Consider the following 21,373-nt stretch of genomic DNA (forward strand, 5'->3'; position numbering starts at 1 on the left):
CGGCTATGAAGGGGCGAGAATGACGCAAGGCGAGTGCCCAAGCGAGAGGAGAAGCGCGTGAATATCGTGTGCCCGCAGTGCGGTTTCAGCCGTCGTCTGCCGGAGGACCGCCTGCCCGGCGAGGTGGTCATCGCCACCTGCCCCCAATGCGCCTGCCGTTTCCGTTTCTCCGTCCGCGACGGGGTGCTCGGCGTGCTGCCGCCGAGGGAAGAGGCCGGGCCCCGCGTTGTTCCCCTGCGGCAGGGCGGCGCCTCCGCCCATGGTGCTCCCTCCGACTTGCCGCCGGGCGCCGTTATCCCCGGTGCCACCAGTGAGCCGCACGAGGAGCAGCCTGCGCGCGACGCGGGGCCTGAAACCGAGGAAGAGGAAGACATCCGCGAGACGGCCCGGCGCGCCTATGCCCGCGAGGCTGCCCGGTTCGCGCAGGGTGACGAGGAGGCCCGCGCCCCGGGCGATACCGTCCTGCTGGACGTGAACCCCTGGGACGCCGCCCCGGCCAATGGCGGCTGGCTCCAGGCCTTTTACCAGACCGTCCTGCGGGTCATGTTCGCCGCGCCGCGCTTTTTTGCGGGCTTGAGGCCGCATGCGCGCCAGCTGCGGCCCCTCGGCTTCTATCTCGTCATCTGCGTCATCCAGACCGTGGTGGAGCGCTTCTGGGGCTCGATGCTCGTTTCCGCGCTCAGCCCGGCGGCCGCCACGGACCCGCAGCTCGAAAACCTGCTCACGCTGCTCGCCCCCAAGACCGACCTGGCCCTGAGCCTGCTGTTGCGCTGCGGCCTCCTCGTGCTCCAGCTCTATGTGTTCTCGGCGCTCATGTTCCTCGCCTACCGCATCGTGGCGCGCGAGCGCACGAGTTTTTCGCTCATCTTCCAGATCATGGCCTACAGCTCGGCGCCGGCACTGCTCTGCATCGTTCCCGCGCTGGGCTCGCTGGCCGGCATGGTCTGGGGGCTCGCCTGCCTGGCCGTGGGCTGCCGCGCGGCCTTGAGGCTCAACTGGGCGCAGACGCTCTTCGGCTTCGTGCCCCTTGCGCTCGTCTTCGGGCCGATCGTGCTCCAGGCCATGACGGCGCTTCAGGGCTGAAACCCGCGGCGCGCCATGGGCGCTGCTGGCATGGATTTCGCAGCCTTTCCACCTGATGGTGGGAGCCGCCGCATGGCCAGCCCCTCCACTGCGCGAAATCGACTGAAGCCGGGCGCCCACGCCTGAGGGAGATACTGTCATGACTTCGACGCCAAACGCTTGCGCCTGCGCAAAAACCTGCGGCAATTTCCTTGCGCGGGCCATCGCCGCCCCGTTGCTTGCCATCCTCGTGGCCCTCGCCGCCGCGGGTTGCGCCAAATCCCCGGACGACAGCCGCTCGGCGGTCACCCTCACGGGCGACTTGAGCACGCCCATCCAGATCCAGACGGACAATTTCGTGCGCCGCCAGCCGCCCGTGGCCTATGTTTCGCCCACGGCCCCGCTGGGGCACAAGCCCACGGCCCTCTTCGTGCCCCTGCGCATGGTGCAGCAGACCACCAATGCCGTGACCTTCAGCGACCTGCTCTCACGGCAGATATGGCAGGTCTGGCTTTCGCTCGGCGCCTTCAAGACGCTTGAATACGCGCCCTGGGCCGGCCCCTTCGAGCGGGAGCGCGCGCTCGCCATCGCGCGCCAGCAGGGGGCGGAGTTGCTCGTCGGCGGCTACATCAATCATTTCATGGATGGCGGCTCGGGCGGCGAAAGCTCGGTCTCGCTCTCCATGGAGGTCTATGACGTGAAGACCGGCACCCTCTTGTGGTCGCTCGCCGAGGGCGGCAGCATGGAGGCCCGCAAGGTGCACGATTTCTATCTCTTTTCCATCACCGAGCGCAATCCGGCCGATCCCTCGGGCCTTATCACGCGCAGCCTCGCGTGGGACATGGGGCGGCTTATCCTTGGCTGGGTGGATCCCACGGCCGTCCAGTTGCAGGGCGAGCCCTCGCTTTGGGACAGGATCACGGGGAACGAGGCCTTCTAAAAGACGCGCCCGAAAAAGGGCGGCATTCCTTTGCTGACGCGCAAAAAACGCTCCCGGGGCGGAATTCGCCACGGGAGCGTTTTGCGATACTGAATGTGTAGTGGGGCGCGGGCCGGCTCGCACCCTCAGCTCTTGGAGCTTGTTCTCGTGCTTTCCCGTGAAGGGGTGAGGTTGTCCGTCTCCAGGGCGAGGTTGCGGTTCCAGGCGCGGATGGCGGCGCCCTGGGTCACGGACCATTGCTGGAGCGTCTGGCCGCAGGCGCAGACGACGCGCCAGACTTCTTGGCGGCGCCCGGGGGGCAGCATGGATTCGAGATGGGCGTCCGTGCCGCCGCAGGCAAGGCAGGGGCGGATGGCGTGCGGGTCGAGTTCCTTCATGGAGGCATTCTAGCAAGTTTGGGCCTGCCGCACAAGGGCACAGGCGGCCAAGCCTGCGCGCCGGAAGCGGGCGTGCCGAAAAAAATCCTGGTATTTCAAGAAGGTGGAAAGGGCATTTCTTCTCCGGGAAGACCGTGTCCCCGGGCGCGCAGCCTTGCGCGGCCCCGGTGCCTGTGCTAGTATGCGGAACAGCCGGTCAGTCGTGTGCGTGGCCGGATATCGGCGCCCCGGGCTTCGGGGCCGCGGCGAAAACCCGTAAACGCGCCCCAGCGCGAGAAGGATCTCCCCATGGCTCTCATTCCTGAAAATCTGCGCTACAGTAAGAATCATATGTGGGTTCGCCTGAAGGACGGCGAGGCCGTCATCGGCGTCACCGACTACGCCCAGGCCCAGATGGACGGCATCACCTATATGCGCATCCCCTCCGCCGGCTCCCATCTTGCCGCCGGCGAGGTCTGCGGCATGGTGGAATCCTCCAAGCCCACCAAAGACCTTATTTGCCCGGTGAAGGGCGAGGTTGTGGAAGCCAACGTGGCCCTCGACTCCACGCCCGAGCTCTGCAACAAGGACCCCTACGGCAAGGGCTGGGTCCTGCGCATCAAGGTGGCCGAGGCCCCCAAGGACCTCATGGACGCCGCGGCCTACGACGCTTTTTGCAAAACGGCCTCCAAGTAACCTTGCGCCGCGCCCTGCGGCCACACTAGCGAGGTTGGCACGCGGGGCGCGGCGTCTTTTTACGGCTGGACTTCCTCCACGAGAGCGCCGGCGAGCACGGCGCCGTCTTCATCGTAGAGCGCCAGCACCTGGCCCGGCGCCGTGGGGAAGCAGGTTTCGCCGAAGCGGACATGCAGTTTCTGTCCGCTCGTCCCCTCCTCAAGGCGCACCTCTGCCGGCACGACGCCCCCGCCATAGCGGCAGCGGACAAGGGGGCGCTCGGGCCAGAAATGGGCCCCGGCCAGCACGTTTACCTCTCCCGCCACGCAGCCGCGCATGCCGAGCAGGGAGCGCGGCCCCACCAGAAGCGCGTTTGCCGCTGTATCCTTACGCAGCACATGCAGCGCCTCGGCATGGGCGATGCCGAGGCCGCGGCGCTGGCCCTCGGTATAACGCCACAGCCCGGCATGGGTGCCGATGCGCCGGTGCGGGCGCGCTGCTTCAGGAGTTTGTCGTAAACTCCGCGGCTCTTCCGCGGGCTCTCCTGCGGACGCGGCCCCCCCGCAGAGCAGCACCGGCCCGGGCCCCGCGGGCGTGAGCCCCAGTTCCTCCCATTTCCGCTCAAGAAAATCGCGGTAGGCATCCACGCCGCCGGGCGCGAAGCAGATGTCATGGCTCTCGACGGGCACAGGCACCGCGAGGCCGGCTTCGGCCACCAGGGCCGCGCAGCGTTTCTTGGTGAACTCCGCGAGGGGGAAGAGCACACGCGTGAGCCTTTCCTGCGGCACGAGGGAGAGAAAATAGCTTTGGTCCTTGGGCGCATGGGCGGCCATGGCCAGCAGCGGCCCGGGTGCCCCGCGTAGCGAATGCGGCGCAAGGCGCGCATAATGGCCGGTGGCCAGCGCTTCGGCGCCGAGCCCCAGCGCCACATCCAGCAGGGCGCCGAACTTGATGTGCCGGTTGCACAGGGCGCAGGGGTTGGGGGTGCGCCCCTCGGCATAGGCCGCCGCGAAGGGGGCGATGACCTCGCTGGCGAAGCGGCCGCGCAGGTCCGCCACATGGAGCCGCACGCCAAGGCTGCGGCAGGCGGCGGCAAGCCCTTCAAGGGGCGGGGGCGCGCCTCCCCAAGGCTCGGCCAGGAGCGCATGCAGGGCGAGCACATCATGCCCGGCGCGCCGCAGGAGGAGCAGGGCGCAGAGGCTGTCCACGCCGCCGCTGACGGCTACGGCGATGCGCATGGGCGGCGGGGCGGAACCTAGAGGATCTGGTTGAGGAACTGGCGCAGGCGCGGATGGCGCGGCGCGGTGAACAGCGTCTCGGGCTTGCCGGCCTCCACGATTTGCCCGTGGTCCATGAAGATGCAGCGGTCGGCCACGGTGCGCGCGAAGCCCATTTCGTGGGTCACGCAGATCATGGTCATGCCTTCCTCGGCGAGCGTCACCATGACATCCAGCACTTCGCCCACCATTTCCGGGTCCAGCGCGGAAGTGGGCTCGTCAAAGAGCATGATGGCCGGCTGCATGGCGAGGGCGCGGGCGATGGCCACGCGCTGCTGCTGGCCGCCCGAAAGCATGGCCGGGTACACATTGGCCTTGTCGCTGATGCCCACCTTCTTGAGCAGGGTGAGGGCGCGGGCCTCGGCCTCCTCGGCGTGCAGGCCGAGGAGCTTGATGGGCGCCATGGTCAGGTTCTGGAGCACGGTCTTGTGCGGGAAGAGGTTGAATTGCTGGAAGACCATGCCGAGGTTGCGGCGCACCTGGTTGATATTGTTCTTCGGGTCGTTGATGTTCTCGCCCTGGACGCAGATCTCGCCCTTGTCGATTTCTTCCAGCCGGTTGATGGAGCGCAGCAGGGTGGACTTGCCCGAGCCCGAAGGCCCGATGATGACCACGCGCTCGCCGGGGGTCACGTTGAGGCTCACGTCCTGGAGCGCGGGAAGCTGCCCGAAGTATTTCCAGACATGGCTGATGGTGATGATGGGGGCGGTCTCGCGGTCTTCCGTGGCGGTGCTCATGGTGCGGTCCGGGTGAGGGTGAGGGGGCTTTCATGGGGGGCGCAGGCTTTCGAGGCTAGAGGAATGTGGCATTTTCGTCAAGAAAGTGCGGCTGCACAGGGCCGGCCCGGGCCGTGATTTGCCAAAGAGGACAAAAAGCCCTAGCATAGCCTGTTGCGGAAAAGGTATTTTTCCGCTGACTCCACGCCGATTACCTCCTGAGGAGTTTCCATGGTCGGTTTCCTGTTCAGAAAAATATTCGGCAGCAAGAACGAGCGCTATCTCAAGCGCCTGCGGCCGCTCGTGGCGAAGATCAACGCCCTCGAGCCCGAGATGCAGGCGCTTGCCGACGAGGACTTCGCCGCGCGCATCGCGCAATATAAGGTCGAGGTGCAGGAGAACGGCAAGAGCCTGGACGAGCTGCTGCCCGAGGTGTTCGCGCTGGTGCGCGAGGCCTCGCGCCGGGTGCTCGGCATGCGCCATTATGATGTGCAGCTCGTGGGCGGCATCGTGCTCCACAAGGGCAAGATCGCCGAAATGAAGACCGGCGAGGGCAAGACCCTCGTCGCCACCCTCGCGGTGGTGCTCAACGCGCTCTCGGGCAAGGGCGTGCATGTGGTGACGGTCAACGACTACCTCGCCACGCGCGACGCCGAGTGGATGGGCAGGCTCTACAGCTTCCTCGGGCTCACCACGGGCGTCATCGTGCATGGCCTCGAGGACGAGGAGCGCAAGGCCGCCTATAATGCGGACATCACCTACGGCACCAACAACGAGTTCGGCTTCGACTACCTGCGCGACAACATGAAGTTCTATGCCAACCAGCTTGTCCAGCGCGGGCACAACTTCGCCATCGTGGACGAGGTGGACTCCATCCTCATCGACGAGGCGCGCACGCCGCTCATCATTTCCGGCGCGTCTGAAGAATCCGTGGGCTTTTACCGCACTGTGGACGACATCGTGCGCAAGCTCGGGCCCGAGCACTATACCGTCGATGAAAAGGCCAAGACGGCCATGCTCACAGACGAGGGCGTGGCCCGCTGCGAGGAGCTTCTTGGCATCGAAAACCTCTTTGACCCGGCCAACATAACGGCCCAGCACCATGTGTTGCAGTCGCTCAAGGCGCACCAGGTGTTCAAGCGCGACGTGGACTACATCGTGCAGGACGACCAGGTGGTCATCGTGGACGAGTTCACGGGGCGCCTCATGGCCGGGCGCCGCTATTCCGACGGGCTGCATCAGGCGCTGGAGGCCAAGGAGCATGTGACCATCGCGGCCGAAAACCAGACGCTCGCCTCCATCACCTTCCAGAACTATTTTCGCCTCTATGACAAGCTCTCGGGCATGACCGGCACGGCCGATACCGAAGCCGTGGAATTCCAGCAGATCTACGGGCTGGAAGTGGTCAGCATCCCGCCCAACAAGCCCATGATCCGCAAGGACATGCCGGACCTCATCTACCGCAGCCGCAAGGAAAAGTTCGACGCCATCGTGGAGGCCATAGCCGACCTTTACCAGCGCCAGCAGCCGGTGCTCGTGGGCACCATCTCCATCGAGACCTCGGAGATGCTTTCCAAAAGGCTCACCAAGCTCGGCATCCCGCACAATGTGCTCAACGCCAAGCAGCACGCCAAGGAGGCCGAGATCGTCGCCCAGGCGGGCCAGAAGGGCAGGGTGACCATCGCCACCAACATGGCCGGCCGCGGCACGGACATCGTGCTCGGCGAGGGCGTGGTGGAGCTCGGCGGCTTGCACATCCTGGGCACCGAGCGCCACGAGAGCCGCCGCATCGACAACCAGTTGCGCGGCCGCTCCGGCCGCCAGGGCGACCCGGGCTCCTCGCGTTTTTACCTCTCGCTTGAGGACGACCTCATGCGGCTCTTCGGCTCGGACCGCATCAAGGGCCTCATGGAGCGCCTGGGCCTGCGCGACGGCGAGGCCATCGAGAACAAGATGGTCACGCGGGCCGTGGAGGGCGCGCAGAAGCGGGTGGAGGCTCACCACTTCGAGATCCGCAAGACCCTGCTCGACTACGACAACGTGATGAACCAGCAGCGCGAGGTCATCTACGCCCTGCGCCGCGAGCTCATGGTGGAGGACGACCTCTCGCCCGTGCTCGAGGAGTTCCTGGGTGACGTGCTCGACGTGGTCTATGCGCCGCTGGATGCGGCCACGCCCGACACCCTGGCCGAGACCCAGGCGGCGGTCATGGCGCGCCTGCGCGACATCTTCAACCTCGACCGCGTGCTTGCGCCGGACGCGCCCCTGCCCGAACGGGAGCAGACCGAGGCGCTCGTCCACGGCATGCTCGACGAGCTCAAGGCGGCCGCCGGCGAAAGCTACAAGGACATCGAGCGCTACTTCCTGCTGGAGGAGCTGGACCGCTGCTGGAAGGAGCATCTGCGCAACATGGACGCCCTGCGCGACGGCATCGGCCTGCGCGGCTACGGCCAGCGCGACCCCAAGCTGGAATACAAGCGCGAGGGCTTTGAAATGTTCCAGGACATGCTCTTCCAGATCCGCGAGAGCGTGTTCCGCGCGCTCACCCGGGTGCGCGTGCAGCTGGTGAGGCCGGAGGAAGAGGAGGCGAGGGCCCAGGCCGAGCGCGAGGACATGGCCCGGGAATTCCGCCACCGGGAGGAGCCGGCCGAGCTTTCCTATTCCGGCGGCGGGGAGACCGTGGGCGAGGCCCCGGCGCGCAAGCCCGTGCGCGCGGCCCCGCGTGTGGGCCGCAACGACCCCTGCCCCTGCGGCAGCGGCAAGAAATACAAGAAGTGCTGCGGAAGGGGACAATAAGGCCAGTGCAGCGCGAGGGCGCAAGGAGAAAGAAGAAAACCCCGGGGCGTTTCGGCTCCGGGGTTTTTCGTCACTGGTGAAAGGGGGCCTCAGCGGCGGTGGCGCCCCACGGTGCAGCCGCCGTGCCAAGAGCAGGACTCGCCAGGCTCCATGTCCACGCCAAGGTCGCGCATGGCGTCCTCAAGGCGGGCGGCCACGGTCTCATAGTGCACATAGCCGCGCGAAACCGCGTCGCGCTTGTTGCCGCGCACGAGGAAGACGCTCGGGTAGGCGCCGATCTCGCCCATGAGGGCCGCGGCCCTCGCGTGCGCCTGCTGGGCGGCTTCTTCGACGGGCTGGGATTGCACCGCGTCCATAAGCGCGTCGGGCGCGATGCCCCAGCGGCGCGCGAGGGCGGTGATCGTCTCGTCCGTGAAGAGATCCTGCCCCTGGCCGTAGAAGACATCCTCCAGCGCCACCATCTGGTCGAGCTCGTGGCCGGGCGCCAGCGTCTTGAGGGCCGTGAGCACGAGGTCGGCCCCGGGGGAGGACATGCGGATGTCTCGCCCTTGCTCCACGGCCGCGATGGCGCCGGCGAGGGAGCGGCCCGAGGTGTGCTCCACCTCGCGCCAGAAGTCGGTGAGGCCCGGGGAATTGGCCGCGTCTTCCTCAAGGGTGATGGCCTCGCTGATGAGGTTGCCGCCGAGCACATGCACGGGGATGTCGGGATGCTCCGCAGTGAGCCTTTGCATGATGGGCGCAAAGGCATAGCACCAGGGGCAGTAGACATCGGCGATATAGACAAAATGCGTTTCGTTCATGGCGTCTCCGGTTGGGGTGCAGGTTTTTGGTAGCGGGCGTGGAGCGCGGCAATGCGCTCCCACGACTTCCTGACCCGCTCCTTCGGTATGCTGCCATCTTCCACAAGGCCGCGCAAGGTTTCAAAGACTTTTTCGGGAAGGCCCTCTTCCCATTCAAGATTATTGCCATAGAGCAGGATATCGACCCCGGCGCGCACGGCCAGGAGGATGCTCTCCCGAAGCCCGTAGCGCCCGCTGATGGCCTTCATCTGCATGTCGTCACTGATGACCACCCCCTGCCAGCCAAGGCCCTGGCGCAAGAGCCCGGTCACCACCATGGGCGAGAGCGTGGCCGGGAGCTGCGGGTCGAGCCGGGCGTGGAACAGGTGCCCGGGCATGACCATGCCCGGCCAGCCGGCGCGGAAGATCTCGGCATAGGGGAAGAGGTCGGTGGCGCCGTCCCAGCATTGGGTGATGTCCGTAAGGCCGAGGTGCGAATCCTCTTTCGCGCACCCCTGCCCGGGAAAATGCTTGAGCACCGGCGCCACGCCGCGCGCGGCCAGCCCCTGGCCGAAGGCCAGCGCGTGTGTCGCAACGATGGCCGGGTCGGAACTGAAGGCGCGCCCGAGGCGCCCGATGACCGGGTTGTGCGGGTTGCTGTCCACATCGGCCACCGGCGCCATGTCCACATTGATGCCGAGGCCGGTCAGCTCCTCGCCGAGGCGTTCGGCGGTCTCCCGCGTTTCGGGGATGCTGCCCTGCCCGAGGCGCTGGGCGGCCGGCAGGTCGAGAAAGCCCTTTTGCGGCTTGAGGCGGCGCACCTGGCCGCCCTCCTGGTCCACGGCGATGAACATGGGGCCGGGCGCGGCCGCGCGCAAGGTTTCTGTCAGGCGGCGCACCTGCCCGGGCGAGCGGATGTTGCGCTCGCCGCCGGTGGTCACGTCGCGGTCAAACAGGATGACATTGCCCACGCGGCCAGCCTTCACGGCCGCAAGAAAGGGATCGTCCGGGCCGAGCTGCGCCCCGCGGAAGCCGCACATGAGCATGGCCCCGAGCATGCGCTCAAGGGGCGGCTCTGCGGGCACCTCGCTGGCACCCTGAGCGAGCGCCACACCCCCCGAGCATGCCCCGAGGAGAAGGAAGAGGGCGGAGATCTGCTGAAAAGCGCGCCTCAGCACGCAAGCCCCCGGGCGCGGCGGCGCGCCTTGAGCGCTTCCAGCGCGGTCGCGGGCACGCGCAGGGCTCCGTAGCCCGTGCCGAGCTCAAGCCCGGGCTTGTTGGCGCCGTGGTAGTCCGAGCCGCCGGATAGCCCCAGGCCGTAGCGCGCGGCGAGCTCCACGCAGTGCCGGGTGGCTGCGTCCGAATGGCTGGTGTGCCACGCTTCCAGGGCGTCGAGGCCGCTGGCGGCGAGGCGCTCTGTCAGGGCATCGACTGCCTCCTCGGGTGGCGAATTGAGGCAGGGATGGGCGAGCACGGCGGTGGCGCCCACTTCGGTGAGGATGCGAACGGCCTCTTCCGGTGCCGGCACCCGCTTGGGCACATAGGCCTTGCCGCCTGAGCCGAGATACTCGCGGAAGGCCGTGCCCGTGTCGGGCACATAGCCCTTGTCCACCAGCGCCGCGGCCATGTGCGGGCGCCCCACGCTCCCCGAGGCGCGGGCGCGGAGGTCTTCCATCGTGATGCCGAAGCCGAGCGCGCGCAGGCGCGCCACCATTTCCGCATTGCGTTCGTTGCGGCGCCGAAGCACCGCGGCAAGCCAGTTTTCCAGCGCGTCGGCCTGTCGGGGCACCCAGAGGCCGACGATATGGTGCTCGCCGGCTTCGGAACGCGTCGAGATCTCGCAGCCGCGGATGAAGGGGAGCCCGAGGTCGCGGGCCGCGCTTTCGGCCTCGTCGAGGCCGCCCAGCGTGTCGTGGTCCGTCAGGGCGATGGCGGCGAGGCCCAGGGCATGCGCCCGAGCCATCAGGCCGGCCGGGCTGTCCGTCCCGTCCGAGGCGGTGGAATGGGTATGCAGGTCAACAAGAAGCGTCTCCATGCCCCCTTTGTATGCCCTGCCGCGCGCTCCTGCAAGCGGGCCGGCGGAAAGAGCATGTCTGCGGGGAGGCGGAAGTGCCGCTCGCCCGGGCGCGCCAGCTTCATTTCACAAAGGCATTTTTCTTGCATAAAATTCCATGGAAAACTGCCGATACAGTTCAGGAACGCATGTCCGCCGGATCTGCCCCCGCCGGAGTTTTTGTGTTCCGCGGCGGATTCTGGTAGAAGTCTTGAGAGTGCTTCCTTCGGAAGGGCGCACCCACGCCGGAGAGTCCGGCACCTTCCGCCGGGAAAGGATGTTCCATGTCGCAATTATCGCAACTTCTGGCGCGCTTGCCCGAGGGCAAGGATGTCCATATGAGCACCATGGGCCATGTGCTCTGGGTGTGCTGGCAGGGAAATCTCCCGCAGGCGGTGAACCAGACGCTGCTCAATTATGGCGGCATGCTCGTGGGCGAGGAGCACGGGCAGGCCATCTGGTTCTTCTTTACCGACGACGTTTTTCTGGCGCTGGCGCGCCTGCGCATCTGGGGCAATTTCAACGAGCTCCCCGTGAGCATTGAGCTCTTCCCCGGGCGCCTCCAGCTGAGCAGCAAGCGCGAGGCCAGCCTGCTCGTGGACGGTGTCCTCTCCGCCCAGGAGATCCACCCCCGCGAGACGCTGGATATCTGGATCCACCCCAAGAGCCGCGAGGGCCGCAACGTCCTGCCGGGCATCACCTTCGCCAACGCCACCGGCCAGCAGGGCATGGCCTCCGTGGCCTGGGCCGAGCCCGAGGTGGACGTGCGCATGCCCTATTCCTCCACCCAGGCGTGGTTCGCCGTGCTGCACCCGCTGGGCAGCCCGCTGGACAAGGCCTTCCAGGCCGGGTGGAGCAACATGTTCATCAAGCTGGAGGGCCTGCTCCAGGAGCTCAAGATCAAGTCCATCGTGCAGGAAGGCTTTGTCATGCTTGCCATGGACAATTTGCTCATGTTTCGCACCTTCATGCGCAAGTATCTTGAGACCTTCGACAAGGAAAAGCTCGACGAGGGCGAATACTGGCCCTGCGTCTGCGTTGTCGCCGACCGCAACAACCTCAATTTCAACAGTGACCTCCCCAAGAAGATCGGCCTCAAGTGGGACAATCTCATGCCGGATTTCCCCTACCTGAGCTACCGCAACGCCTATCTTCTGGGCGAGGGTTTTTCCGTGCGCGACCTGCGCTATACCGGCGGCCAGACCAGCATGGACAGCTGGTGCAATGTCCTTCTGGATGAAAACCGCATCAGCAGCCGTTCCATCCCGCTCATCATGTCCGGCCAGCTGGCCGCGGGCGCCGCGGGGGGCTCGTGCTTTTATTGCGGCCTGCCCAACCACTCGGCCGCGGAATGCCCCACGCGCACCTATTTCCCCTCCCGCGCCGAGACCTGGCAGCAGGTGGAGGGCATGGACCTCGAGGTCATCAACGAGGCCTTTCGGCGCATCGAGACGGTGCTGAGCGAGAAGGGCGTGGAGGGCTTTGACGAGCTGCTCGAGGGCGAAGAACCGACGGCCGTGCTCCTCCAGGCCATCTTCGACCTCAACGGGCCCTGCCAGCTCCGCAACGTGCCGCGCAACTGGCTCTACCGCATGCGCGAGCCCGACCCGGACGAGGACAAGCCCGCGCGTGACGAGAGCCCGGCCTGGGACCTTCTGGAAAAGCTCTCGCGCAGCGCCCCGGAAGAACTTTCGGAGCTCGACAAGGAGATCGTCCAGACCATCGCGCGCCACCAGCGCGACCCGCGGCTGCGCATGGTGCGTGCCTTTCTCCAGATCGAGCGCGGCGACACCACGCAGGCGCTCAACTCTTTCCGCGAGGCAGCGGGCATGACGCCGTGGCCCTCGCTCCAGGCCTGGAACGAGTATCTGCAGGGGCGCCTTCTGGAGGAACAGGGCCAGCTCGCCCAGGCGAGCACCCTGTACACGCAGGTTCTGCGCGTCATGCCGCAATGGCGCGAGGTCATGTACCGGGGCATCATCTGCCGCGTGAAGATGGGCTTTGCCGAGCAGGTGCTCGATCAGGTGGTGGAGCTCGTGCGCGCCGAGCCGGAATATTTCAACCGCTTCCTCATCGACCCGGCCCTCGAGCGCGGGCGCCTGCTCGTGCTCTCCGCGCTGTTCGACCTCTGGGAAGAGGCCCGGAAGAACGCGGAAAACGAAAAAAGCGCCGTCCACGCCATGCAGGAACGGCTCATGGCCTGGTTTCCCGAAGACCATCCCGTGCAGGGGCGCCTCGGGCAGAAGGTGCATGCGCTCGACGCCCTCGGCAGGGTCGACAACTACATGGCCTTTTTCCGCATGGTGCGCCAGCGCCCGCAACTGGAAAAGGAACTGGAGGAGAGCATCCAGCGCGAGGTGGAGGAACTGCGCAACCGCTACAAGTCCTACCTCGACGTGCTGGAGGAGATCCGCGACGAAGCCTCGTGGTTTCCCTTCCCCTCGGCCCTGCGGGACTTCAGCGCGGATTTCAACTCGAGCGCGGGCATCATCAACTGGGCCTTTGCGAGCAATTTCAACGAGGCCGAGACCTTCAAGCGCGCGCAGAACGCCATCCCCCGCCTCGACGAGCTGCTCCAGAACCTGAAGACCCGGCTCAAGTTCCTGCGCACCGTGCGCGACGGCACCCTTTTCGGCCTTACCATGTTGCGCACCTTCATATGGGTGGAGATCGTGGGCCTCGTGCTCTGCTTCGTGGGCGTGCCTGTCATCGTGTTCTGGGGCGAAAAAATGGGCCTTGGCTGGCTCAAGTACCTGCTCGGGGAAAACCAGTGGTCGATACAGAAGGTGCTCGTCATCATCGTGACCATCGTCGCCGTGGGCGTGGGGGCCCTGCGCACCACCCTGGTCTTTGACCGCAAGCGCGAGAAACTGCTGGAGCAGGCAAGGGAGCAGCGCCAGAAGGCGCAGCAGACGCGCATCGACAGCATCCGCAAGCAGCGCCTCGCCGAGGCGAAAAAACTGCGCCGCCAGCAGGAGGCCGCGCAGCAACTGGAAAACCGCCGCCAGCTCAAGGCGCGCATGCAAGGCTGACAGCCGGCGCCCGGGAGCGCGCCGCCCCAAGGAAGGAACCCTCCATGCCGACACTCAAGGATTTTGCGCTCTATCCCATCGACTGGAACCTGACGCCCGAACACGCCGTCACCATGTACCTGGAGTGGGGCAACAACGACTGGCAGGACGAATACCCGCCAGTCCGCTCCAAGGAGGACGTTTCGCATTATTTCGTGGTGGACAGCTGGCAGGACCCGCCGGTCATCCGCCTCGTGCGCCGCAATTCAGAGGCCGCGGAAGACCTTGTCACCGTGCCCCTGCCGGACGAGCTTCTGCCCGGCTGGCGCGAGGCCAATGGCGACCTGCGCGGCGTGAGCGCGCCGACGCCGGCCATCAAGGCGTGGCTGAAGGAGCAGCTCGGGCAATAGCGGTTTTTGCAGCCGGGCGCCCCTGAAGCCCCGGCCCTTTGCACCCGGAAACAGGTTTCGGGAGCGGCCCGTGCGTCTCATGCGGCGCCCGGGCCGCTCTATTTTTGGGGCGCCGTTTAGGTGAGCCACAAGTCCATGCCGGCGCCCATGCTGCCCTCGGGGCGATCGGTAAAGCCGAACTTCTTGTAAAAGCCCTCGTTGCCGGCCGTGGAAATAAGCACGACCTTTATCTTCCACCCCGGGCGGCGCTGCCCCTCCACCCAGCTCAGCGCCAGTTGGGTGAGCTTTTTGCCGATGCCGCGCCGTTGCCATGCGGGGAGCACCATGAGGTCGGAGAAATAGGCGATATACCCGTGGTCCCACACGATGCGCACCGCGCCAATGACCTCGCCGTCCCGCCGGCAGGAGGCTATGTACGCCGAATGGCGCAAGCCGGCGGCCGCCTCCTCCAGCGGCAGTTCAGGCCAGCCCACGGCCTTGCGCAAGCGGCAATATTCCTCAGCGGAAAGGGATGGGGAGTAGTCACGGTCGTCCATGCAAGCCTGCCTTGAAGATAGTCGGGAGAGGCGTCAGGCACAGGCACGCCCGGCGCGCCAAAACGCAACAGGGCGTTCGCCCGGCCCGTGCGGGAAAACGCCCTGTGCAAAACCGTCAAAGCCCAGCTCAGGCGCCGGCCGGTGTTTCCACGCGGGCCTTTTCTTCCTTGGCGAGGCGCTTTTCCAGCGAGGCCACCCTGGCGCGCAGCTCGCGCGTGTGCTTTCTTACGCCCGCATGGTAGAGCCAGAGCAGCCCGAAGATGAGTAGTGAGGCCTCCACGAAAAAGAAGAAGATCCACTGCCAGTGCCGTTCCTGGCCGGCCGGGCGCTCTTGGTGCAGCCATTTCTGCGCCAGGGCCTCGCGCTCCTGCGGGGTCACCTGCGCGAGGGCCGTGGTGATGACGTTGAAGAGCTCGGGCCGGTCGCGGCGCACGGCCACGGCGTGCCCGTAGGAGGAATCCACCTTGCCCGCGGTCTGCATCTGGAGGATGCCGCCGGTCTGGATCTTTTCCAGCAGGTTGAATTCATAGTCGAGAACGGCGTCGGCCTCGCCCGCGGCCACTTTCTGCAGGGCCTCGAGCGTGGTGGCCGAGGGCACGGCGATGACCTCCGGGTGGAACTCCTTGAGGAAGTCGTGCCAGGAATAATCCTGCACCACGGCGACCTTCTTGCCGGCGAGCGAGCTCATGTCGGCCTTGTCGAGGCCGCTGCCGCGCCGGGTCATGATGATGCCCGGCTCGGTGATATAGGGCGCGGTGAACAGCATGTACTCGCTGCGCCGCCCGGTCTTGGCGGCGGCCATGAAGAGGTCGACCTTGCCTTGCCGCGCCAGTTCCTCCGTGGCGGCCCAGTCGCTCGTCGCCAGCGGCCGGAAGTCAAGGCCCGTCATCTTGGAGAGCAGGCGCAGATAATCGCCGCCGAGGCCGGTATAGCGGCCGCGTTCGTCAAACATTTCCAGAGGATAGAAGTTGGGGTCAACGCCCACGGTGACAATCGGGTTCGCCGCAAGCCACGCGAGGTCTTCCGGGGCGATCTTGTCGAGCACGGAAGTTTTCTCTTCAAGGAGCTCACCCAGTGTATCCTCCCGGCTGGCGCAGGCCTGCGGGTAAAAGGTCTGCACGCCGAGCAGCACCTGGATGCCGATGATCGTAAGGCCGAGGCAAAGTAGCAGCAACTGTCGCATGTATTCTCCACAAAATTCCTGCGCTTGCCGGCGCCACGTGCGGGCGCCGCGTTCGCGGCGCGTTCAGCGGTCGGCGGCGTTGGCCGTCTTTTCCTTGGGGGCTTCTTCCTCGTCTTCCTCGGGATCGAAGAGAACAGGGCAGTTGCTCCTGCCGAAAAGAAGATAGCGCAGGCGCGAATGCGGGATGTGCAAGAGCTCGCCGCGCCGGTTGGCGAAGAAGATGCCGCCGAGCCCCACCCAGATAAAGAGCATGATCCACGAGGGCACGCTGATGGCGGCCGGGGAGCTCGGGAAAATGAGCAGGAAGAAGCAGACGATGGACGTGGCCGAGCCGATGAGGCAGATGGGCTTGCCCCAGGCGGCTTCGGGGATGCGCGGATGCCGGGTCAGGTATTTGTAGGCGGTCATGCTGGTGAAGAGATAGGCCATGGCCGTGCCGATGGCCGACATGTCCACGATCCAGCCCAAGGCCGCGCGCCCGAACCACGGCACCACGAGGCAGAGCGCCAACGTGAAGAGCACGCTCTTCCACGGCGTGTTGTAGCGCGGATGCACGGAGGCGAAAAACTCCGGCAAAAACTTGCTGCGCCCCATGCTGAAGAGCAGGCGCGTGGTGGCCATGAAAAAGCCGTTCATGCCCGTGAGGATGCCGGCGAGCACCGGCACGGTGAGCGCCACGCCGCCAAAGCGGCCGAAAACCTGGTCCGCCACCCAGCCGGTGGCCCAGGCGTGGTTCTGGCTGAGCAGATCCTTGTAGGGGATGTAGCCGGCCACGCACAGCGTCACCAGAGCGTAAAGGATGGCGCCGCAAATGATGGACAGCAGCATCAGGTCGCGTGCCTTGGCCGGCGAGAACTTGAATTCCTCCGCGGTCTGCGGGATGGTGTCAAAGCCCACATAGAGCCACGGCGTGAGCGCCAGCACCACGAGGACGCAGGCGAGCGGCGAGCGGTCTTCAGCAAAGAGCGGCTGGAAGTTCTCCATGCTCGCCGAGTCGGTGAGGAAGGTGCCGGTGGCGAGCACGAGCACGCCGGCCGTGAGCGCCAGGGCGAGAATGACCTGGATGGTGCTCGCCGCGTTCATGCCGCGGTAGTTCATCCAGCCGAAGAGCAGGAGAATGGTGGAGACGAAGGCCAGCTCGCCCCCGTTGATGTCCCAGCCGGCGATGGAATAGAGATAGCCCACGTCAAAGACGCCGGGCAAGAGATAGCGCGTGAGCAGGATGAGCGCCATAGCATTGGCCGCGATGACGCATATATAGCTGAGCACCAGCGCCCAGCCGCACACGAAGGCCCCCCGCGTGCCGAAGCCCGCGTAGGCGTAGGCGAAGGCGCCGCCCGCCACGGGGTAGGGTTTCACGAGGAAGCTGTAGCTCAGGGCAACGATGCACTGGAACAGCGCGCCCACAAAGAAGGCAATGATGGTGCCCATGGGGCCCGCATCCGGCAGGAAGCGGATGGCGGGCAGGATGAAGCAGCCCCAGCCCACGATGGCGCCGAGCGCGAGAGCGAGCACTTCGATGGGGTTGAGGGTTTTTTCCAGCTCTTCGCGTTCGTGGCCCTTGATTGCATGCTGCGGCGTTTCCCCCATGCTCCCTCCTGGATCCGGCGTGTGCGCCCAAGCGGCGCCATCCCGCAAAAGCAATCCTTGTGCCATAAGGCACATGGCGCGCCGGGCCTTGATTTTTGGGCCTGTCGGTGCCGTGGCCTCAAGAAAGGCCACAGAAAGCGCCCGCTTCCAAGTCAGATTAGACTTGTACAGGGCGAAAACGCCCAAAAAATTCGAGGCGTTTTTGACTTATTGCGCAAAAATGACTCATGCGTTTTTGGGAACAAGGGAGCGCCGGCATCGTGTGTTTTTTCGTAAGGGCCTGCTGTCTCCCCGCCGGCCTCAGCCGAGGCGGATGATCATGGCGCCGGCCATGACGAGCAGGATGGCCGTCAGCCGGAGCAGGGTGAGCCGCTCGCCCAAAAAGATGACGGCCATGATCATGCCGAAGATGACCGAGGTCTCGCGCAGGGCGGCCACAAGGGCGATGGGAGCGAGTGTCATGGCCCAGATGGCGATGCCGTAAGAGCCGAGCCCGCACAGGCCGCCGGAAATGCCGGGCACCGCCCGTCGCTTCAGGTAGCGCAGGTAGTCGCGCCCGTAGCGCGCGAGGATGTAGATATGGAGCGGAAAGATATTGAGGAAGAAGATCCAGCAGGTGTAGCTCACGCTGTCGCCGGCAAGCCGCGCGCCGTAGCCGTCGGCCAGCGTGTAGCCCATGATCACGAAGGACGTGCGCAGGGAATAGAGCACCCCCTTGAGGCTCCCCTTGTGGGCCAGCTTCTGCTCCAGCGCCAGCGTGAGGATGCCGGAGCAGAGCAGGATGACGCCCCCCCAGCCGGCAAGCCCGAGCGGCACCCCGATAAGACAGAGCGCCAGCGCCGTGAGCATGGGCGCGGTGCCGCGCATGATGGTGTAGCCGAGGGTGAGGTCGGCCACGCGGTAGGCGGCGGCGACGCAGAGATAATAGGTGAGGTGGCAGCAGCAGGAGAGCGCCAGGAATCCCCATGCCGCCCGGTCGGGAAAGGGGAAAAAGGGCAGGATGACGAGAGCCCCGAGGCCCCCGCCAAGGGCGTTCATGGCCGTCTCGTAGAGCTTGTTCTCGCCGCCCTTGACGATGATGTTCCAGGTGGCGTGGAGAAAGGCCGCGCCAAGCACCAGAAGGATGACTGTGCCGGACATGTTCCCCTCCGCGCGGTGATACGCCCCTGCGCCGTACAGGCTTACGGGGCGGCGCCGCTATGCCTTCCCCGTCGCCGCGCCCAGGTGGCGCCTGGCCGAGCGCACGGTGTTCTGCATGAGCATGGCGATGGTCATGGGGCCCACGCCGCCGGGCACGGGCGTGATCATGCCCGCCACCTCGCGGGCGGCGGCGAAGTCCACGTCGCCGGCGAGGATGGCCTTGCCCGTTGTTTCATTGAAGCCCACGCGGTTCACGCCCACGTCGATGACCGTGGCGCCGGGCTTGATCCAGTCCGCCTTGACGAGGCCGGGCACGCCCGCGGCCACGATGAGCACGTCCGCGCGGCGGCAATGGGCGGCGAGCTCACGCGTGGCGGTATGCGTGAGCGTCACCGTGGCGTTGGCGCCAGGGCCTTTCTGGCCGAGCATCACGGAGAGCGGCTTGCCCACGATGTTGGAGCGGCCCACGATGACCACTTCGGCGCCCGCCGTCTCCACCCCGGAGCGCACGAGCATTTCCTGGATGCCGGCCGGCGTGCACGGGCGGAAGGTCACGGCCTCGCCGCCGATGAGCAGGTTGCCGAGGTTCACCGGGTGGAAGCCGTCCACATCCTTCTTCGGGTCGAGGGCGTGGAGCACGCGGGTCTCGTCGATGTGCGCGGGCAACGGCAGTTGCACGAGGATGCCGTGGATGTCCGGGTCCGCGTTGTAGCGCTCGATGAGCGCCAGAAGCTCGGCTTCGCTGATGCTCTCCGGGCAATTCTCCTGCACTTCGTGAAAGCCGAGCGCATGCGCCGTGCGCGCCTTGCGCGTGACGTAGCTCACCGAGGCCGGGTCCTCGCCCACGAGGATGGTGACGAGGCCCGGCGCCTTGCCGTGTTTTTGCCTGAGTTCCGCTGCTTCGGCGCCGAGGCTGGCGAGGATGTCGCGGCTCATGGCCACGCCGTCGAGGATCTGGGCTGGCATGTGTCTCCTGTGGGTCGACGCTGGTGCGGGCCGCTCAAGCGGCCCCTAGAAAATGCCCTTGACGCGGCCGGTCTCGGTGTCCACGTCCACGCGCCGGAAGGCCGGGTTGGAGCCTGTGCCGGGCATGAGGGTGATCTTGCCCGAAACGGGCACCACGAAGCCCGCGCCGCCATAGATGAGCACGTCGCGGATCTTGAGGCGCCAGCCCTTGGGCGCGCCCTTGAGGGTGGGGTCGTCCGAGAGCGAAAGGTGCGTCTTCACCATGCACAGGCCGAACTCGTCGGCGTCCTCGCGCTCCTGGATCTTTTGGAGCTTGGCCTCGGCCTCGCCGGAAAAGTCCACGCCGTCCGCGCCGTAGATCTCGCGCGCCACGAGCTCGATGCGTTCCCTGAAGGGCATGTCCCAGCTGTAGAGTGGCTTGAAGTCGGTCTTTTCGTTGCAGGCGTCCATGACGGCGTCGGCCAGCTCCAGCGCGCCCTCGCCGCCAAGTTCCCAGTGGCGCGAAAGTGCCACGCGCGCGCCGGCGGCCTCGCAGAGCTCGCGCACCCTGGCGATCTCGGCCGGGGTGTCGGTGACGAAGGCGTTGATGCAGACCACCGGCGACACGCCGGACTTCTTGACGCTCTCGATGTGGTGCAAAAGGTTGCAGCTGCCAGCTTCCACATAGCCCACGTTTTCTTCGGAATATTCGCGGGGCAGCGGCCGGCCCGGCACGGGCACGGGCGCCCCGCCGTGGCTCTTGAGCGCGCGCACCGTGGCCACGATGACGGCCGCGTCCGGCGAAAGGCCGCTGTAATGGCACTTGAGGTTCCAGAACTTCTCATAGCCGATGTCCGCGCCGAAGCCGGACTCCGTGACGTGGTAGTCGCTGAGCTTGAGGCCCACGCGGTCGGCGATGACCGAGCTCTGGCCAATGGCGATATTGGCGAAAGGCCCGGCATGCACGAAGACGGGCTGGCCCTCGATGGTCTGGATGAGGTTGGGGTTGATGGCCTCCACCATCCAGGCGGTCATGGCGCCGTCCACCTCAAGGTCGGCGGTGGTGACGGGCTTGCCCGCGCGGTCATAGGCCACGATGATCTTGCCCATGCGCCGCCGCATGTCCGCGAGGTCGCGCGAGATGGCGAGGATGGCCATGACCTCGCTCGAGACCGCGATGTCGAAGCGCGAGCGCATCATGAAGCCGTCCGACTTGCCGTTCACCCCGTCGATGCCGGTGATGATGTTGCGCAGCTCCTGGCAACAGAAATCCATGACCCAGCCCATGTTCACATTGGTGGGGTCGATGTTGAGCCGTGGCATCTTCGAGAGCGAGAGCAGCTTCTCGTCATCGTAGTTGCGCTCGTGCTGCATGCGCGAGGTGAGCGCCACCATGGCGAGATTGTGGGCGTTCATGACGGCGTTGATGTCGCCCGTGAAGCCGAGGGAATATTGTGTCAGCGGGATGCACTGCGAAAGGCCCCCACCCGCCGCCGAGCCCTTGACGCCCATGGTGGGGCCGCCGGAAGGCTGGCGGATGGCCGCGGAGGCGCGCTTGCCTCGCCGGCCCAGCCCCTGCACGAGGCCGATGGTGGTGGTGGACTTGCCCTCGCCGAGGGGCGTGGGCGTGATGGCCGTGACATCGATGTATTTGCCGTTGGGCCGGTCGTCCAAGCGGTCGAGCACCTTGCGGAAGTCCACCTTGCCCATGTAGTGCCCGTAGGGCAGAAGCTCGCTTTCCTCGAGGCCCAGGTCGCGCCCGATCTGGGAGATGGTCTTCATGGTCTTTTCGGCTTCCTGGGCGATTTCCCAGTCGGCGTGGCCTTTCGGGTCAAGCATGGTCTGCTCCTCGGGGTTGTGGGGCGCCCCCGCCCGGCTCTGGCGGAAAAATTATCAGGGGCCCG

Annotated in this window: 18 protein-coding genes; 6 read left to right on the top strand and 12 right to left on the bottom strand. The window is 66.2% G+C overall.

Features of this window, described 5'->3' with window-relative positions; translation table 11 throughout:
* The first annotated feature begins 57 nt into the window (after window positions 1-57).
* Together G7Y54_RS02365 and G7Y54_RS02370 are read left to right on the top strand one after the other, a co-directional pair.
* Window positions 58-1,083, top strand: a complete 1,026-nt coding sequence (locus G7Y54_RS02365) for a zinc-ribbon domain-containing protein (RefSeq protein ID WP_165076762.1) — start codon at window positions 58-60, stop codon at window positions 1,081-1,083.
* 139 nt (window positions 1,084-1,222) lie between these two features.
* Entirely contained in the window at window positions 1,223-2,002 is a 780-nt protein-coding gene (locus tag G7Y54_RS02370; RefSeq protein ID WP_241159330.1) for a hypothetical protein, read from the top strand.
* 125 nt (window positions 2,003-2,127) lie between these two features.
* Here the strand turns inward: G7Y54_RS02370 and G7Y54_RS02375 are convergent, their stop codons facing one another.
* The gene (locus G7Y54_RS02375) at window positions 2,128-2,379 is read right to left on the bottom strand and encodes a hypothetical protein (RefSeq protein WP_165076765.1); all 252 of its coding nucleotides are present in this window, start codon (window positions 2,377-2,379) and stop codon (window positions 2,128-2,130) included.
* A gap of 288 nt (window positions 2,380-2,667) precedes the next feature.
* On the opposite strand from G7Y54_RS02375, the gene G7Y54_RS02380 reads away from it, so the two are divergent.
* Window positions 2,668-3,054, top strand: coding sequence for a glycine cleavage system H protein (locus tag G7Y54_RS02380; protein WP_165076768.1), 387 nt, complete (start codon window positions 2,668-2,670; stop codon window positions 3,052-3,054).
* A gap of 59 nt (window positions 3,055-3,113) precedes the next feature.
* On the opposite strand, the gene G7Y54_RS02385 is transcribed toward G7Y54_RS02380, so the two are convergent.
* Together G7Y54_RS02385 and G7Y54_RS02390 are read right to left on the bottom strand one after the other, a co-directional pair.
* On the bottom strand, window positions 3,114-4,271 hold the full coding sequence (locus G7Y54_RS02385) for a tRNA methyl transferase PRC-barrel domain-containing protein (protein WP_165076770.1): 1,158 nt from the start codon (window positions 4,269-4,271) through the stop codon (window positions 3,114-3,116).
* Between the two features lie 17 nt (window positions 4,272-4,288).
* Window positions 4,289-5,047, bottom strand: a complete 759-nt coding sequence (locus G7Y54_RS02390; protein ID WP_165076773.1) for an amino acid ABC transporter ATP-binding protein — start codon at window positions 5,045-5,047, stop codon at window positions 4,289-4,291.
* 210 nt (window positions 5,048-5,257) lie between these two features.
* On the opposite strand from G7Y54_RS02390, the gene secA reads away from it, so the two are divergent.
* Window positions 5,258-7,822 carry a preprotein translocase subunit SecA gene (gene secA / locus G7Y54_RS02395; protein WP_165076776.1) on the top strand — a complete coding sequence of 855 codons (2,565 nt, stop codon included), beginning with the start codon at window positions 5,258-5,260 and terminating at the stop codon, window positions 7,820-7,822.
* A gap of 89 nt (window positions 7,823-7,911) precedes the next feature.
* Here the strand turns inward: secA and G7Y54_RS02400 are convergent, their stop codons facing one another.
* The 3 genes from G7Y54_RS02400 to G7Y54_RS02410 are packed head-to-tail and all read right to left on the bottom strand — an operon-like array spanning window position 7,912 to window position 10,636.
* Window positions 7,912-8,622, bottom strand: coding sequence for a DsbA family protein (locus tag G7Y54_RS02400; protein WP_165076778.1), 711 nt, complete (start codon window positions 8,620-8,622; stop codon window positions 7,912-7,914).
* Window positions 8,619-9,779 (bottom strand): glycoside hydrolase family 3 N-terminal domain-containing protein, encoded by a 1,161-nt coding sequence (locus G7Y54_RS02405; RefSeq protein WP_241159332.1) that lies wholly within the window; start codon window positions 9,777-9,779, stop codon window positions 8,619-8,621. Before G7Y54_RS02405 ends, G7Y54_RS02400 begins: the two co-directional genes overlap by 4 nt.
* Complete coding sequence (locus tag G7Y54_RS02410; RefSeq protein ID WP_165076781.1) at window positions 9,773-10,636, bottom strand: PHP domain-containing protein; 864 nt, start codon at window positions 10,634-10,636, stop codon at window positions 9,773-9,775. The genes G7Y54_RS02405 and G7Y54_RS02410 overlap by 7 nt, the downstream gene beginning before the upstream one ends.
* Before the next feature lie 302 nt (window positions 10,637-10,938).
* On the opposite strand from G7Y54_RS02410, the gene G7Y54_RS02415 reads away from it, so the two are divergent.
* Together G7Y54_RS02415 and G7Y54_RS02420 are read left to right on the top strand one after the other, a co-directional pair.
* Window positions 10,939-13,686: a hypothetical protein gene (locus tag G7Y54_RS02415; protein WP_165076784.1), complete on the top strand. Its 2,748-nt coding sequence runs from the start codon at window positions 10,939-10,941 to the stop codon at window positions 13,684-13,686.
* 44 nt (window positions 13,687-13,730) lie between these two features.
* Window positions 13,731-14,075, top strand: a complete 345-nt coding sequence (locus tag G7Y54_RS02420; protein ID WP_165076786.1) for a DVU0772 family protein — start codon at window positions 13,731-13,733, stop codon at window positions 14,073-14,075.
* 116 nt (window positions 14,076-14,191) lie between these two features.
* Here G7Y54_RS02420 and G7Y54_RS02425 read toward each other — a convergent pair whose 3' ends face one another.
* From G7Y54_RS02425 to G7Y54_RS02450, 6 genes are all read right to left on the bottom strand, one after another.
* Window positions 14,192-14,611: a GNAT family N-acetyltransferase gene (locus G7Y54_RS02425; protein WP_165076789.1), complete on the bottom strand. Its 420-nt coding sequence runs from the start codon at window positions 14,609-14,611 to the stop codon at window positions 14,192-14,194.
* Between the two features lie 127 nt (window positions 14,612-14,738).
* The gene (locus G7Y54_RS02430; protein ID WP_165076791.1) at window positions 14,739-15,794 is read right to left on the bottom strand and encodes a transporter substrate-binding domain-containing protein; all 1,056 of its coding nucleotides are present in this window, start codon (window positions 15,792-15,794) and stop codon (window positions 14,739-14,741) included.
* A 63-nt stretch (window positions 15,795-15,857) separates the two neighbouring features.
* Complete coding sequence (locus tag G7Y54_RS02435) at window positions 15,858-17,384, bottom strand: APC family permease (RefSeq protein ID WP_165076793.1); 1,527 nt, start codon at window positions 17,382-17,384, stop codon at window positions 15,858-15,860.
* A gap of 300 nt (window positions 17,385-17,684) precedes the next feature.
* The gene (locus G7Y54_RS02440) at window positions 17,685-18,524 is read right to left on the bottom strand and encodes a DMT family transporter (RefSeq protein ID WP_165076795.1); all 840 of its coding nucleotides are present in this window, start codon (window positions 18,522-18,524) and stop codon (window positions 17,685-17,687) included.
* A 57-nt stretch (window positions 18,525-18,581) separates the two neighbouring features.
* Window positions 18,582-19,490: a bifunctional methylenetetrahydrofolate dehydrogenase/methenyltetrahydrofolate cyclohydrolase FolD gene (folD, locus tag G7Y54_RS02445; protein ID WP_165076798.1), complete on the bottom strand. Its 909-nt coding sequence runs from the start codon at window positions 19,488-19,490 to the stop codon at window positions 18,582-18,584.
* 45 nt (window positions 19,491-19,535) lie between these two features.
* Window positions 19,536-21,308, bottom strand: coding sequence for a formate--tetrahydrofolate ligase (locus G7Y54_RS02450; RefSeq protein WP_165076800.1), 1,773 nt, complete (start codon window positions 21,306-21,308; stop codon window positions 19,536-19,538).
* Between the last annotated feature and the right edge of the window lie 65 nt (window positions 21,309-21,373).

This window comes from Desulfovibrio sp. ZJ746 (assembly GCF_011039155.1).
Lineage (GTDB): Bacteria > Desulfobacterota > Desulfovibrionia > Desulfovibrionales > Desulfovibrionaceae > Desulfovibrio.